At 45.7% G+C, this 14,148-nt stretch carries 14 protein-coding genes and 1 pseudogene; 7 read left to right on the top strand and 8 right to left on the bottom strand.

What is annotated here, in order from left to right:
• Window positions 1–49: 49 nt before the first annotated feature.
• Window positions 50–820, bottom strand: coding sequence for a Uma2 family endonuclease (locus tag QUA74_RS18165; RefSeq protein WP_333331824.1), 771 nt, complete (start codon window positions 818–820; stop codon window positions 50–52).
• Between the two features lie 194 nt (window positions 821–1,014).
• On the opposite strand from QUA74_RS18165, the gene cax reads away from it, so the two are divergent.
• Window positions 1,015–2,115, top strand: a complete 1,101-nt coding sequence (gene cax / locus QUA74_RS18160) for a calcium/proton exchanger (protein WP_333331949.1) — start codon at window positions 1,015–1,017, stop codon at window positions 2,113–2,115.
• Between the two features lie 103 nt (window positions 2,116–2,218).
• On the opposite strand, the gene QUA74_RS18155 is transcribed toward cax, so the two are convergent.
• Window positions 2,219–2,935: a Uma2 family endonuclease gene (locus QUA74_RS18155; protein ID WP_333331821.1), complete on the bottom strand. Its 717-nt coding sequence runs from the start codon at window positions 2,933–2,935 to the stop codon at window positions 2,219–2,221.
• A 99-nt stretch (window positions 2,936–3,034) separates the two neighbouring features.
• Complete coding sequence (locus QUA74_RS18150; RefSeq protein ID WP_333331819.1) at window positions 3,035–4,699, bottom strand: DUF655 domain-containing protein; 1,665 nt, start codon at window positions 4,697–4,699, stop codon at window positions 3,035–3,037.
• A 191-nt stretch (window positions 4,700–4,890) separates the two neighbouring features.
• Here QUA74_RS18150 and QUA74_RS18145 point away from each other — a divergent pair, with 191 nt between their 5' ends.
• The 3 genes from QUA74_RS18145 to QUA74_RS18135 all read left to right on the top strand — a co-directional run bounded on the left by QUA74_RS18145 (window position 4,891) and on the right by QUA74_RS18135 (window position 7,440).
• A complete protein-coding gene (locus QUA74_RS18145; RefSeq protein WP_333331816.1) occupies window positions 4,891–5,292 on the top strand; it encodes a DUF7682 family zinc-binding protein in 402 nt (133 codons plus the stop codon).
• Between the two features lie 54 nt (window positions 5,293–5,346).
• Window positions 5,347–6,537, top strand: a complete 1,191-nt coding sequence (locus tag QUA74_RS18140) for a cysteine desulfurase family protein (protein ID WP_333331813.1) — start codon at window positions 5,347–5,349, stop codon at window positions 6,535–6,537.
• Between the two features lie 246 nt (window positions 6,538–6,783).
• Window positions 6,784–7,440: a hypothetical protein gene (locus tag QUA74_RS18135; RefSeq protein WP_333331810.1), complete on the top strand. Its 657-nt coding sequence runs from the start codon at window positions 6,784–6,786 to the stop codon at window positions 7,438–7,440.
• Between the two features lie 214 nt (window positions 7,441–7,654).
• Here QUA74_RS18135 and thiL read toward each other — a convergent pair whose 3' ends face one another.
• The 3 genes from thiL to QUA74_RS18120 all read right to left on the bottom strand — a co-directional run bounded on the left by thiL (window position 7,655) and on the right by QUA74_RS18120 (window position 10,360).
• The gene (gene thiL, locus QUA74_RS18130) at window positions 7,655–8,650 is read right to left on the bottom strand and encodes a thiamine-phosphate kinase (RefSeq protein WP_333331808.1); all 996 of its coding nucleotides are present in this window, start codon (window positions 8,648–8,650) and stop codon (window positions 7,655–7,657) included.
• Between the two features lie 32 nt (window positions 8,651–8,682).
• Entirely contained in the window at window positions 8,683–8,997 is a 315-nt protein-coding gene (locus QUA74_RS18125) for a hypothetical protein (protein ID WP_333331805.1), read from the bottom strand.
• A 238-nt stretch (window positions 8,998–9,235) separates the two neighbouring features.
• Window positions 9,236–10,360 carry a peptidylprolyl isomerase gene (locus tag QUA74_RS18120; protein ID WP_333331802.1) on the bottom strand — a complete coding sequence of 375 codons (1,125 nt, stop codon included), beginning with the start codon at window positions 10,358–10,360 and terminating at the stop codon, window positions 9,236–9,238.
• 384 nt (window positions 10,361–10,744) lie between these two features.
• Between QUA74_RS18120 and efp the strand changes: the two genes are divergently transcribed.
• The 3 genes from efp to QUA74_RS18105 all read left to right on the top strand — a co-directional run bounded on the left by efp (window position 10,745) and on the right by QUA74_RS18105 (window position 12,482).
• Window positions 10,745–11,302 carry an elongation factor P gene (gene efp, locus QUA74_RS18115; protein ID WP_242718109.1) on the top strand — a complete coding sequence of 186 codons (558 nt, stop codon included), beginning with the start codon at window positions 10,745–10,747 and terminating at the stop codon, window positions 11,300–11,302.
• A 199-nt stretch (window positions 11,303–11,501) separates the two neighbouring features.
• Window positions 11,502–12,059, top strand: coding sequence for an acetyl-CoA carboxylase biotin carboxyl carrier protein (accB, locus tag QUA74_RS18110; protein WP_333331796.1), 558 nt, complete (start codon window positions 11,502–11,504; stop codon window positions 12,057–12,059).
• Between the two features lie 30 nt (window positions 12,060–12,089).
• Window positions 12,090–12,482 carry an ArsR/SmtB family transcription factor gene (locus QUA74_RS18105; protein ID WP_006631662.1) on the top strand — a complete coding sequence of 131 codons (393 nt, stop codon included), beginning with the start codon at window positions 12,090–12,092 and terminating at the stop codon, window positions 12,480–12,482.
• Window positions 12,483–12,597: 115 nt separating this feature from the next.
• Here the strand turns inward: QUA74_RS18105 and QUA74_RS18100 are convergent, their stop codons facing one another.
• Window positions 12,598–13,338, bottom strand: a complete 741-nt coding sequence (locus tag QUA74_RS18100; protein WP_333331793.1) for a GerMN domain-containing protein — start codon at window positions 13,336–13,338, stop codon at window positions 12,598–12,600.
• Window positions 13,339–13,776: 438 nt separating this feature from the next.
• Window positions 13,777–14,148, bottom strand: a pseudogene (locus QUA74_RS18095) (photosystem II q(b) protein); the annotation flags it as partial.

Genomic DNA, 14,148 nt, shown 5'->3' with positions numbered 1-14,148 from the left:
ACCCAGATCCACGACTTTTTTAAGAATTCGGGGATCTGACAGAAAGCTCCTAAATATGATCGGGATCTACTCCTAATTCTCGCAACCTCGCCGCCAATCTTTCAGCCCGTTGGCGCTGCTCATCAGCCCGTTGGCGCTCCACCGCAGCTTGCTGCTCAAGTTCCTGGAACCGAGATTGTTCTGTTTTAATCAACCCTTCAACTAATGGCGGAGACAGTATTTCATTCACTGATAATGTCAGATTAGGAAATACTACAGACACCATTTGTTGCCCCGGCACAAAATCAGTCTGGGTATAGATGTCTTCACCTTCAGGAAATGCTAAAACTCGCACCAGTTCCTTGTTAGGTGTAGGGTCAACAATTACATATTCTGGCACGTTAGCTAGTTCGTACTCAGCTCGTTTAATCACATAATCGGCGCGCCGATTTTGACTCACTACCTCTATCACTAACAGCGGCTTTTCTTCAAAATCGAGGATACCAGAACCAGCTCTAGCAGCAGCTTGTTCCAAAAGACTTTGAGTACAAACAACTACATCAGGAATCCGAGAGGTATCTTCTTCTGTTCTTACTGCCAGGCCTGTTTTTGCTACTAAGTCAAGATTGTGTTCCGCTAGGTAACGCTGCAATTGGTAAACTAAATATTCGCAAATTTTTATATATAAAACTGTTGCGGTTGGCATCGGAATTAATTTGCCTTTGTACAGTTCATATTGTAGATCGGAATCCGTTTGATAAAATCGGTATTCTTCAAAGGTCAAGGTGGGTGAAGTATCAATTTGCTTTGATTCAACAACTGGCACTACAGATTGAGACATATCTTTTCACCGATGTCGATATAATTCTATTATATTTAATCTGCCTCGATCTGCGTGCATTTGCGGTTAAAAATTCCCAATTATCGATCGCACTCGCCACCAGAATTGTCAGAGAATAGTTGAATAGTGTAAAATCAACTTTGCGATCGCCCCGACAACTCGACCTCACCCTTCTTTACACCATCCGAGTTCCTATGTCAATCAAAAAGATTCTTTCCATAGCGCTGTTAATTTTCATCCCCCTTTCCATCGCCGCTGAGTATTTGCACTGGGGTTCCCTCGCAGTTTTCATCACATCCGCTTTAGGCATTATACCTCTGGCGATTTGGTTGAGCACAGCAACAGAAGAAGTGGCGATCGTTACAGGCCCCTCCATAGGCGGCTTATTAAATGCAGTCTTCGGCAATGCTACGGAATTAATTATTGCCATAGTTGCCCTGAAAGCCGGCTTAATTGACATTGTGAAAGCCAGCATAACCGGTACAATTATCAGCAACTTGCTCTTAGTCATGGGATTTTCCATGCTGCTAGGAGGAATCCGCTACAAAGAACAAGAATTTAAACCGATTATCGCGCGGGTGAACGGTTCCACAATGACTCTAGCAGTGATTGCAATTCTACTGCCGACAATGGTAATTTATACGTCCAATGGAGTCGAACCCGCAGCGATTCAGAATCTTTCCTTAATAACTGCGATCGTCCTAATTGCAGTTTACGCTCTAACTCTGCTATTTTCCTTAAAAACTCACAGCTATCTTTACGAAGTCGGCTTACTAGAACTAGAGTCCGAAAATCCTCAAAATACCAAAGAGGAATCTAGTACACACAAACCGAATTTGTGGCTGTGGATAGGAGTGCTAGTTGCCTCAACTGTTGCCGTTGCTTTTGAATCAGAAATTTTCGTTGGTGTTGTGGAAGAAACTACCAAAGGATTGGGATTAACGCCGCTGTTTACAGGGGTAATTCTATTGCCAATTGTTGGCGGCGCGGCGGAATATGTAACTGCGGTGGGAGTGGCGATGAAAAACAATATGGATTTGTCAGTTTCTGTCGCGATGGGTTCTAGTTTGCTAGTTGCTTTGCTGGTAGCACCAGTGTTGGTAATTATCGGATTAGTGATTCACCAGCCCATGGATTTAAACTTCAATCCGTTTGAAGTAGTTGCAGTTGCTATTGCCGTGACAATTGCTAATCTAATTAGTCTCGACGGGCGCTCTAATTGGCTCGAAGGAGTGCTGCTTTTAGCGACATATATCGTGTTAGCCGCAGCATTTTACTTTCACCCCATTACTTGATTTCTCGTTGAACAGGCAAGATGCCTGTTCCACAAAAACTCAATTTTGTTAACTAATTCCCACGCAGAAGTGCGCTGCGCTTTCGGCGCAATGCACTTTACTGCTAAATAGCATCCGGGTCTATTCCCATCTCCCGCAAGCGCGCCGCCAGTCTGTCAGCTTGCTGCAATCGAGATTGTTCTTGTCTGATTAAATCTTCGACAAGTGGGGGAGATAGAATTTGATCCACTGATAAAACTAAATCGGGAAACTGCAAAGACACGATGTTTTGCCCTGGCACAAAATTCGTTTGTTCGTAAGCAGTCTCATTTTCTGGTAAAGTTACAACCCTGACCCTAGTCCGGTTAGGTTTCGGGTCTGCCATCCAATATTCCGGCACTCCAGCATTTTCGTATTCGGCTCTTTTTGTCACGTAATCTTGACGCTCGTTTTGGCTGACAACTTCAACAATTAACACTGGCGTTTCATCCAAATCGAAAACACCAGCACCGGGTCTGGCAAGCAGTTGTTCCCAAAGACTTTGAGTGCAAACAATCACATCAGGAATGCGCGAGGAATTCTCTTCCGTTCTCACTCCCACATTAGTTTTTGCCACCAAATCGAGATTGTGTTCAGCTAAGTAACGCTGCAATATATAAACTAAGAATTTGCAGATGCTTGCGTGTAAAGCCGTTGCTGCGGCTATCGGTATTAATTTTCCCCTGTGAAGTTCGTAGAGAACGTCAGGTTCTCCCTCATAGACAAGATATTGTTCAAAAGTTAAAGTTGGCGAAGCATCAACTCGATCGTTTTCCGAAACTGGTAAAACAGACTGAGACATATTTATCTGCGCTCCGATTTGAGTTCTCTTAATTAATTTTACACTTTCTAATATAGAGTTTGATAAGAAAGGACTGAAGTCCGATGCTGCGAACTTAGCTTAAAAGGTTACTCGATCGCGCCACCTCTCTAAAAGCTTGTCCCCAATGCCCTGAACCCGCGCCACGTCGTCCAAAGAGGTAAAAGGTTGCTGTTGACGCGCTGCAATAATTCTGTCGGCTAACTTCGGGCCAACTCCAGGCAAAGTTTCTAATTCTTCCTGACTCGCTGCATTTAAATTAACTAACTTTTTACCCGCAGCAATTTGAGGTTTAGCACTCGCCGATTTTGATGCGGCTTGTAGTGAATCACACTCTTTTTTCTTAGCGTCAATTCTCTGTTTGATTCGGGCGGGAATTCCCAAGGTTGCACCTTTGTAAAGCCGATCGAACTCCCGCTCAAAATGGGCTGCAACTGTGGGACTCTCGATCGCCAGCAGCGTCTCGTCATTCCCGTGATTTGCAGCTTCACTCCAGTTGTGAGAACCTGTAAGCACCGTTTTGCCGTCTACAACGCCGAATTTGTGGTGCAGGCGATCGCCTATTGGTAACAGCGGCACTCCCACGGTAGTCAGCGGCTTTCTCCAAGGGCGATTGTCAGTTTCTAACCCGCAATCTTGCATCAAAGTCGCCCCCATCATATCCAACCCTTCACTATAAGAGCGATAAATAAAATTAGAGTCAATTAAAGCTCGCACCGCAACTCCCCGGCTAGCTTCAATTTCCAAAGTATTTGACAACCGCTGAGCCGAAAATACAAACAATGCCAAATCAACCGACTTTTTCGCACTACCCAAAGTTCGATTTATCAAACTGTTAACGCTTTTTTCCCAAGGCAAAGTCTGGGAAGTCGGCGAAAATTGCACCGCAACTGTCGAATTCCCTACTCTTACTTTTTGCACTTGACGAAAGGGCTTTTTGATACCAAACTTGCTGTCCGGTTTGCCTCCGAGCCCGTCGCCCCACATGATGTTAAATTCGTGAGTAAATAGTTGCGCTACTTGAGCATTTTCAATTTTCAGTAAATTGTTCGCATTGCCACGACTTGCTGCTGTCTTGAAATCGCCGTGTATATCGCTTGTGGTAAAATTAGCAGAAGTGACTATTACGGTTTTGCCGTCAATTACCACAAATTTGTGGTGCATCAAACCGCTGCCTTTACTGCCGTCAGCAGTATCATCAATTATAGGAATCCCCGCATCCTTGACAATTACCAAAGCATCATTTTGCTTGATTTCATCGACCGTTAATTTACCGTCTTTATTGGTATCGGCAAGTTGCACAAATTCGCTATAACGATCGCGCTCTCTTTCCGGTAATTTCGCTAACTCCTGCGCTGTAAAATCGCTCCAAGGGCGACTATACATATGTTCTACAATTAATCTCACTTTAATTCCCGATCGCTGCCGATCGGCCAAAACCCTCGCAATACCGGGCAAGCGAAACTCCTGAACCGCTACATCTACCGTCGATCCAGCATTAGCGATCGCAACAGCGATCAAGTTTTCTAAATCATCTCCAGGTCTAGTTTGCTGGCGGTAAGGCTCTGTATAACTCGAAGCGATCGACTGATTGAAGTATACTTGCAACAAGGGGTCTTGAGGCAGTGGAGGCAGACTCAGAGGTAAATTCTGCACGTCTTGCTTTGTTTGTCCGCAGCCCACCAGATTGAGCGCCATCAGCCCAGCACAACAGAAACCGAGTAAATGATAATACAATACAGTCACAAAATTTTAAAAAATATAGAGGTTATTAGCCTTCCCAAAGTTCAAATCTATTGGATCAAGTAAAGTTACAACCTATTAAATTTATGCAAGGGAATAGATTTTGCGTCTTGTAGAACTGCCTCGATGCCGGAAGCATCACTGGTAGGGTAGCAGCATTCAGGGGCGTGGGTCAAACCCTATACCGCTGCTTTATGGCTAAAAGAAAAAGAATTTTTCCGTGCGGTCACAAAGGATATGGTAAAGCGTGCCATCGCTGCACGCAAGAGTTGGTGGCGCAGCAGCATTACGTTGAAGTGCTGACACAAAAACAAACCAAAAAACAGGAGAGGGAAGCATCATTTGCTAGAGATATCATCGATCTCAGAGGTCTGCCCGACCAAGTAGTTACTAAAGCCCGCGCAATTATAGCAGCTTTGGGCGAAAATAAGAATTACAGAGATTTCGGCGGCAAACGCCTGCGTCACAACCGTTTGATAATCAGTATTCCTGTAACTCGCAACTACAGAATGCTTTGTGAAGATTGCGGCACTTTCTTACTTCCCCAAAAAGTTTTGTCGCACGAAGATTACAACGTCTGCAAACCAGGAAGTTAGTCATCAGTCATCAGTCATTAGTCATTAGTCATTAGTCATTAGTTATTTAAAATCATGCAAATTTACCTCGACTATAGCGCCACAACACCCGCACGCCCAGAAGCGATTCAAGCCATGCACAAAGCCCTGACTCAGCAGTGGGGGAATCCTTCCAGTTTGCACGAGTGGGGACAAAGGGCGGCGACAGCTTTAGAATTAGCAAGAATGCAGGTTGCTAGCTTAATTAACGCGCTACCGGAATCGATGATTTTTACCAGTGGCGGCACTGAAGCGGACAATTTGGCAATAATGGGAATTGCCCGTCTTTATACAAAGCCGCAGCATATTATTATCTCCAGCGTAGAGCATTCCGCAGTAGCAGAACCGGCGCGACAACTCGAACAGTTGGGATGGGAAGTGACGCGCCTACCCGTGGATAAATTTGGGCGAATTCACCCTTTGGATTTGCAAGAGTCGCTGCGATCGAATACAGTGTTAATTTCAATCATTTACGGACAAAGCGAAGTTGGCACGCTGCAACCAATCGAGGCATTGGGACAAATTGCGCGCGATCGCAATATCATGTTTCATACCGATGCAGTTCAAGTAGCCGGCAAGCTGCAAGTTGACGTGCAGAAACTGCCCGTAGACTTGCTTTCCCTTTCGAGTCACAAACTTTACGGGCCGCAAGGTGCGGGGGCGCTTTACGTGCGTCCGGGAGTAGAATTAGTGCCAATGTTAGGCGGTGGTGGCCAAGAATTGAAACTGCGTTCCGGGACACAAGCGCTGCCGACAATTGTCGGTTTTGGGGTGGCGGCGGAGTTAGCATTGCAGGAAATAGAGGTGGAAACTGCGAGGTTAATTGGATTGCGCGATCGACTTTTTGACCGATTAGCTCATGTACCCAGTTTAGTACCAACTGGCGATCGATATTGTCGGTTGCCGCACCACGTCAGTTTTTGCATAGTCTCCCCTTCTTCCCGCCCTTATCAACAGAGAGATACAGGGCGAATCACAGGCAAAACTATGGTGCGGCAGCTAAATTTAGCAGGAATTGGCATTAGTTCCGGTTCTGCTTGTAGCAGCGGCAAACTAACTCCTAGTCCAATATTATTAGCAATGGGATATGACGAAATCGGCGCAGTTGGTGGAATTCGATTGACTCTAGGGCGAGAAACCACAGAAGCTGATATTGATTGGACAGTAATTGCGATCGAGCAAATTTTGGATAGATTAATGCCCAAGGTAGCATTATCTAGACGTTAGCCGACACATCTGCGGTTAAAAATCAAATAAACCGCGTTGTTTCCCATTTCTTCGCACAGTAACGAAGTATTCTCATAAAAACCCGGTTTCGACGCACCCATGTGTCCCAGACTAAACGAAATTCATCTGCGTCCATCCGCGTACATCCGCCGACATCTGCGGTTAAACTTCCCAAGTGAAGTAACTCAGAAAACCCACCCCCAAGCATGATAAAATAAATCCCGGTGTTATTCACAACTCCCCACAATGGAAGAAAACCGCGCCCAAGCCTATCTGCAATTAATTCACACCCTGCTGAATGCCCCCAAAGGAGACGAACCGCAAATATTACAGGATAACTCAGAATTACTCGATCGCGGATTTCTGGAAACTTGCGAGTTAGTAGCATCAACCTTGGCAGAACAAGGAGGGGAAAATGGCGCTAAATTCCTCCGACATCTAGCCCGTTACCTAGCGCCCCTCATCGATATGAACGATGACGTAGATAGCAATAACTCTGCCAGTGAAAATTTCCAAGAGTATGCAAATTTTTTCCTAGAATTATTGCAAGCAGAACAAGATAGCAACGGGGATATAGCAGTAATTTACCCCATGCTGGAAGGGCGACAACATCTCCTTAATGCCAGTTTTGCCGAGACTTTACAGCAAGTGGCGCAGAAGTTAATTGCCGGCGAAAACTCAGAAACCATTAGCTCAATTATCGGTATTATTGAAAATTTGAGTGTTCATATTAGTGATTTTCCTAGTGGTAATAGATCGAATAATATTGAAATTGCAATTACGGGTTATCAAATAGTTTTAAATAATCGCGAACCCGGTAGTGAAAAATGGACGCAAACCCAGAATAATCTGGCTACTGCCTACAATAACAGAATCAAGGGTTCGGTGGCGGAAAAGATGTAACGGGCGATCGGCTTTTTTGAGGAAACTTTAACAATCTATACTCTAGAGGCTTTCCGGTTCAATAACGTAGGAACCTTAAATAAGCTGGGCTGATTTAAAAAAACTTGACCAAATCAACCTAGAAAAACCCCAAGAGACCAACCGAAAGCAGAAACCAGGGGGTTGAAACCGCCTCTACACAAACCAAGTCCGCCTATGCGGACTAAGAGATAATTCAGAAGTGTTGAAATCCTTGATCGAGCTTTAATCCAGCATCAGGATAAATACCGCTGCTATCAGTCAACCAGATATCGGTGCTCTCCGTAGTGATTCCCACAATCGCGGCTCCATTTCCTATTTTTTCTACCAATAACTCAGCATTTGCGATCGGCAAAAACAGCACTAACTCGAAGTCTTCCCCGCCGTATAATGCCCAATCTAGAGCTTTTTCGGTGGATACGATTTCGCTGAAAATATCGGGAATTGGTATTTTTGTGCGATCGACTTTTGCGCCAACACCGCTAGCCCGACAAATTTGAATAATCGCATCAGCTAAACCGTCGCTGCTGTCCATTCCGGCGATGGAAAACTCACCCGCAGAATCTAAAATTTCCCTAATAATCGGCAAAACATCCAGTCTCGGTTTAGGGCGCTGGTGAGCGAGAATTAAGGAAGCTCGATCGACTTCTGTAAGATTTTGCCCGAATTCTGGATTTAACAGCAATTCTAATCCCGCGCGGGAGGCTCCGTGAACCCCAGTAGCAACAATCGCCCAGCCCGATCGCGCATTCGATCGACTAATGGTACGATCGCACTCAACCTCCCCAAAAGCAGTAATCGCCACAGTCACCACGGGCGATCGCACAACATCGCCACCGACGATCGGCGTATCATATTCTTGCAAGCAAGCCGTCATCCCCCGATAAAACTCTTCAACCCATTCCACAGCCGTATCCGCCGCCACAGCGAGGGCTACAGTCACCGCCAGAGGCTTTGCTCCCATAGCCGCGAGATCCGACAAATTCGCTGCTGCGGCGCGCCATCCTGCGTAATAAGGCCCCGTAGTGCGATCGCTGAAATGCACTCCATCCACCAACATATCTGTAGTGATAGCGAGAGATTGGTTGGGAGTTGTAGCCATGACAGCGCAATCATCACCAACTATCTCTGCGGGGCAGAATTTTTGTAATCTTCTTAAAAGACCTTGTTCACCGATATCTTTAACTTGCATAATTTTGAATTAGTCGATCGCACTTTCTCACTTCACCATTCCTTACCCGAACTCGGCGGCAAGCGCAACCTAGGAAACCTATAAAAAGTATCCCCTTCATCATCTACCTCTAAAATCGCCGAAAAAATCTTCACTTGCCGAGTTAAATACTGCTGAGCAACTTCAGCCTCAACCCTAGCATTAGCCGCCAGTTGAATCAACGAAATTTGACTGTTTTGAGTTTCCAACAACTCATAAAAAGCCTCATCCAACCGCTGCTTTTGCTTGTTTTCATTCACATTTTTTATAATCAACAATCCTGTGAATCCACCCAAACCTATTACCAATAAAAATTGTAAAATAGCCATATTCTCGATTTAATTCCTAATTTCAATAAGGAAAGTATAAAAATTATCTCTTCTTCCACCCCGCTGATGCGGGATTAATCTGTGCAGAAGTGATTTCAATCTCCCTCACCATCTAGAAACGATTTCAATTGCAGTCGCTATTGATTTTTTTAGCCCGCCCAGGCGGGCTTTGTTTGTGTAAAAGCGATTGAAATCACCGTCACTTTGGTGTAAAAGCGATTTCAATCGCCGTCATTAATTAAACTTGAGGTCGCACCAAATTTTCGATTCCTTTAACTACCTTAGCAGATACAATCTTGTCTCCCTGCTTCAGTTGCTCCAAAACTTCTTTTCCTTCAATCATGTAACCAAAAACAGCATAGCGGCCGTCCAACAGATTTAGACCGGCGGGCGTGAGTTCAGGTTCAAACAAGAAAAAGAAAAACTGAGAAGAAGCGCTATCAGGGTCAGTTTCGGTACGGGCCATGGCCACTGTACCGAAAGCAGAAAAAGGCAAAACAGGCTCGTCGCGATAACGCCCCGCATCTTCTAGAGTAATCCCGTAAATAGGTTCTTTTTCGTCCCTGACGAGCACTTCTAGCGGCACATTCCGGTATTTACCAGTAGCTGGGTCAATAAAACCGACTTCCTTGCCTTCGGGGTCTCCTGTTTGCAAAACGTAGGATTCTTCCGATCGAATAAACGGCAAACCGTCATAAAAACCTCGATCGACCAAATCTACAAAATTACCAGCCGTAACCGGGGCGCTGTAGCCGTCAACCACAACAGTAATTTCCCCTTTTTCAGTTTGTACAGCGACAGTAGCGCGCCCTTTGAGTTGAGGCAGATTAGCATACTTGGCAGGCACTTCAAAGGGAAACTTTGTCACCATCAACTCTTCGATTTCGCCTAGCGAACCTAGGATTGTGGCTTTCAAGTCAATCACTTGTTCCTTGTCTTTAGCCTCAACAGCCTTTTCCAGTTGAGCAATTTTCTCCTTGACTCCTGCAACTAGAGTTTCAGCTTCCGGCTTTTTGGCGTCGGGAATACTCTCTAAAAGATCAGATTCCCGAAGGTTGAGAATCCTGGAAGCCTTGCTGACATCACTGCTAATCGGCCCCCAACGTTTAGACCGTATGTGGTTGCCAATGTCTTCGAGACTGATTTGCAACTCTCGCACAGTCTGATTGTCAATAGGTAAAGCGAAGCGCAGCAGCGCCCGCCCATCCGTAATCGCATTCCCTGCAGGCATACTGCTGCTGGGGCGTTTGGCATGGGAGACTGCACTGAAACTCAGAGAGAGAGTGAACAGCAAGAGCGCTAAAGCGACGGTTTTGACCCAGCGCTTGCACGTATCGATCGAGAAATTAGGCCAATGCAACATAACTTTAACTTTTATTGCCTCTATTATCTTCCCACAGCGCTGTCGGCCTTCTATCCCTTAAATGCCCTACACAATTCGTTGCCGAACTTCCTTCCCTTGAGAGGTTTTTAGCTTTCAGTACAGCACTTGCTCCCTTTGAACGGTAAAATAAAATGCCAATTGCTTTTTGATGCCGTCAGCTAGACTGCAGCTTTAACCTGACCCGCTCAAAAACGGATACAATCCCCAGACTCCTGTCGTGGAGAGATCAAAATTTTAGACCAAGGTTCAATCTCCCAAATTCATCTGTGGAGTAAATCTAAAATCTAAAATCTAAAATCTAAAATCGACTGACTGTAGTTCCCCCGTGCCCGCAAGGCGACGGGATTGCCCGCAAAAATTTATATGATCTCTAGTAACGACTTTCGACCAGGTGTTTCAATTGAATGGAATAACGGCGTGTGGCGGGTTATCGAATTCCTCCACGTCAAGCCAGGAAAAGGCTCGGCTTTCGTGCGGACAAAATTAAAAAACGTCCAAACCGGAAACGTAGTAGAACAAACCTTCCGGGCGGGCGAGACTATGCCTCAAGCTAACCTGGAAAAGAGTGTGATGCAGCATACCTATAAAGAGGGCGACGAGTTCGTCTTTATGGATATGGAAACTTACGAGGAGAGTCGCCTCAATGCTAAGCAAATAGGCGATCGAGTCAAGTACCTCAGTGAAGGGATGGAAGTCAACCTCCTTCGGTGGAACGACCAAATCCTGGAAGTGGAACTGCCCAACTCTGTTGTCTTGGAAGTGTTGCAAACCGATCCGGGAGTCAAAGGAGATACTGCCACCGGTGGCAGCAAACCAGCGATCGTCTCCACCGGAGCTCAGGTTATGGTGCCTCTATTTATTTCCATTGGAGAACGGATTCGGATTGATACTCGTGAAGACAAGTACCTCGGCCGAGAGTAGAAACGAGGAAGGAAAAGGGAGTTTTTAGTTTTTAGTTCTGAGTTATGAGTTAAAGAAGTCCAAATTCAATACTCATTGCTCACAGCTTAAAAACTATCCCTTTTGCCTTCAAAGGCGTTGATGCTCCTAGCTTCGCCTGATTCTGAATTTTCAATTTTCAATTCTCAATTTTCAATTCTCAATTACCCTTGAATCTGCTGTGCAACTAGACTTAAACCAGCTTTGCGAACTGCTAACTGTATTAGACAAAACTGGCATTTCGGAACTGACCTTAAAAAGTGGGGATATTGAACTGACAGTACGCAAAGGCAGTCTGGCAAGTTCATCAAACACCGATGCTGCGCTCCCTGCTGCCGTGGCTACAGTCGCTCCGATCGCGTTGGGCGCTGTTGCTAGCCCCACCTTAGCGTCACCTCCTGCTGTTGACCAAAATTTAGCAGCGGATATGGCTGTCCCTGTACCCGTCGCCCCTGTCGCCGTACCTGCTGCCGTAACTGCTTCTGTCGATACGAAATGGGTGCCAATTATCTCGCCGATGGTAGGAACCTTTTATCGCGCTGCTGCTCCTGACGAGCCGCCTTTTGTCAATGTGGGCGATCGCATCAAGGTCAGCCAGACAGTCTGTATTATAGAAGCGATGAAGCTGATGAACGAGATCGATGCTGATGAAGTGTCCGGTCAAGTGATGGAAATTTTAGTTCAAAATGGCGAACCTGTCGAATACGGTCAAGTGTTGATGCGAATTAATCCGGATTGAAGGATTACTTTATTGTTATGGACAGAATAAATGCTAATATTTCCCGATCACTTCTCTCCGGTGAGTTTGATGAAGTCATCCCAGCCTGTCCCGCAAGAGGTTGTGCAACAAGTTGCTGAGTATTTCAGTATTTTGAGCGAACCCATGCGTTTACGAATCTTGAACTTGCTTCGCGACGGCGAAAAATGCGTGCAAGAATTGGTGGAAGCTACTCAAACGAGTCAAGCCAATGTTTCTAAGCACCTAAAACTCATGCTCCAAGCTGGTATCCTCACTCGCCGGAGTGAAGGGACTTCAGCTTATTATAAGGTGCAAGACGAGTTAATTTTTGAGCTGTGTAATATGGTGTGCGATCGGCTTGCCAGCCGCATCGAACAGCAAGCCCTACACTTTCGGGCATTTAGCCTAACTACGAAGCACTGAAAATTAGTTGCCAGTCCTCAGTCCTCAATCCTCTGTCATGAGTCATCAGTTATCAATTCCTATTCTCGGCCTTCAGACCGATGACTAATCACTTGTAACTAATGACTCATAATTACTAAAGGGGAAAATTTTTGTCAAAACTTTGGCGGGTACTCGGCTGAGCCACCTCCAAACCTTCGCCACCTAAAAGTTCTAAAGGCTTGCCTTCCACCGAAATCCAAACCTTGGTATTCGGTTGTAAACTCGTAGCCGTATAGATAACTTGCCCTAACCGGCCAGTCATCGAATTGCTCCCTCCCCCCGAAGTAAATTCTGCCGACAAATCGACATAAACTCCGTCATTCTGAACACTCAAACCCCTGAGTTTTGTCCCATTAGGAATTTCGCTAGAAACATTTCCATCCTTCGGCCCAGCCAACAAACTGTTAAAAGCAGCTTGTAAAGCTGCATCAGGCTGGTCAGCTTGTTTGACAGCTACTTTCGTAGGAACTCCCTCAAATTTGCCGCTCGCATCTTTAACCCAGTAGACTTGCACTATCTGGACATCGGTTTTCTGCAAAGGCTTTGGCTGTGGCGACTTGGGAACCAGAGCGTTAGGCGTCTGAGCATTAGGCGTCTGAGCAGTAGGCGCTGGGACAGGAGTTGGAGGGGGCACCGGGATAATTACAACAGGGGATTCCGCAGGACTTGGGGACAGCGGCGGAGCGGTAGTCTGAGCAGAAGACGGCGTATCTGTGGGGGTTGGCGAACGGTTCGCGGTCCACCAGGCAATGCCCCCTCCCGTCAGTAAAGCCAACCCGCAAACACCGGCAATGACGGCTGTGGAGACGCGGCGTACTTCTTGTCCATCTTTCATAATACAAATTCTCCTTACAGATAGAGCGCTTGGGACGGTGAGGAGCGACTCCTGATCAGCTACATTTGTCTATGGTTAGATTCTGGAATTGACACAATTGCATTGCTGCTAGCGAACACTTTATAGCAAGCCCAACATATTCTGAATCCGACTATTGGAATCCTAGACCATAATATAAGATTTCGCCCGTGGAGTATGTCACAGTATCTCGATCGACCTAGTGGCTATATTCTATAGTAATCATAAAAAATTAAAGAATAAAGAAAGAAAAAATAAGTAAAAAGCAAGAAGGAAGGCCACGGATGGATGTAACGGAGGTAAGGGGGGTAACGGATTTAAGGGATTTAACGGATAGAAACAGTGCGAGAAAAATATTTTTCCCCAAACAAAAAGCGCCCCTATTTCTAGGAGCGCTTTTTGTCAATCTCAAGTTAAAAATTAACCGTTGATAGAAGGAGCAACCAAAGCTACGGGAGTTGTCTCACCAGCAGCCAAATCAAGCGGGAAGTTGTGAGCATTGCGCTCGTGCATCACTTCCATACCCAAGTTAGCGCGGTTGATCACATCAGCCCAAGTATTGATCACACGACCTTGAGAGTCGATAATCGATTGGTTGAAGTTGAAACCGTTCAAGTTGAAAGCCATCGTGGAGATACCCAAAGCGGTAAACCAGATACCTACTACTGGCCATGCACCTAACAAGAAGTGCAAGGAACGGCTGTTGTTGAATGAAGCGTATTGGAAAATCAAACGACCGAAGTAGCCGTGGGCTGCAACGATGTTGTAGGTTTCTTCTTCTTGACCGAATTT

This window comes from Microcoleus sp. LAD1_D3 (genome assembly GCF_036702135.1).
Classification (GTDB): Bacteria; Cyanobacteriota; Cyanobacteriia; order Cyanobacteriales; family Microcoleaceae; genus Microcoleus.
Note: the sequence above shows the minus strand (reverse complement) of the source record. Positions and strands in the feature narration are given on the sequence as shown.

Bases quoted from the DNA above. Each gene is read 5' to 3' on its own strand.
- QUA74_RS18165 (WP_333331824.1), bottom strand. From the start codon at position 820: ATGTCTCAATCTGTAGTGCCAGTTGTTGAATCAAAGCAAATTGATACT.
- cax (WP_333331949.1), top strand. From the start codon at position 1,015: ATGTCAATCAAAAAGATTCTTTCCATAGCGCTGTTAATTTTCATCCCC.
- QUA74_RS18155 (WP_333331821.1), bottom strand. From the start codon at position 2,935: ATGTCTCAGTCTGTTTTACCAGTTTCGGAAAACGATCGAGTTGATGCT.
- QUA74_RS18145 (WP_333331816.1), top strand. From the start codon at position 4,891: ATGGCTAAAAGAAAAAGAATTTTTCCGTGCGGTCACAAAGGATATGGT.
- QUA74_RS18140 (WP_333331813.1), top strand. From the start codon at position 5,347: ATGCAAATTTACCTCGACTATAGCGCCACAACACCCGCACGCCCAGAA.
- QUA74_RS18135 (WP_333331810.1), top strand. From the start codon at position 6,784: ATGGAAGAAAACCGCGCCCAAGCCTATCTGCAATTAATTCACACCCTG.
- thiL (WP_333331808.1), bottom strand. From the start codon at position 8,650: ATGCAAGTTAAAGATATCGGTGAACAAGGTCTTTTAAGAAGATTACAA.
- QUA74_RS18125 (WP_333331805.1), bottom strand. From the start codon at position 8,997: ATGGCTATTTTACAATTTTTATTGGTAATAGGTTTGGGTGGATTCACA.
- QUA74_RS18120 (WP_333331802.1), bottom strand. From the start codon at position 10,360: ATGTTGCATTGGCCTAATTTCTCGATCGATACGTGCAAGCGCTGGGTC.
- efp (WP_242718109.1), top strand. From the start codon at position 10,745: ATGATCTCTAGTAACGACTTTCGACCAGGTGTTTCAATTGAATGGAAT.
- QUA74_RS18105 (WP_006631662.1), top strand. From the start codon at position 12,090: ATGCTAATATTTCCCGATCACTTCTCTCCGGTGAGTTTGATGAAGTCA.
- QUA74_RS18100 (WP_333331793.1), bottom strand. From the start codon at position 13,338: ATGAAAGATGGACAAGAAGTACGCCGCGTCTCCACAGCCGTCATTGCC.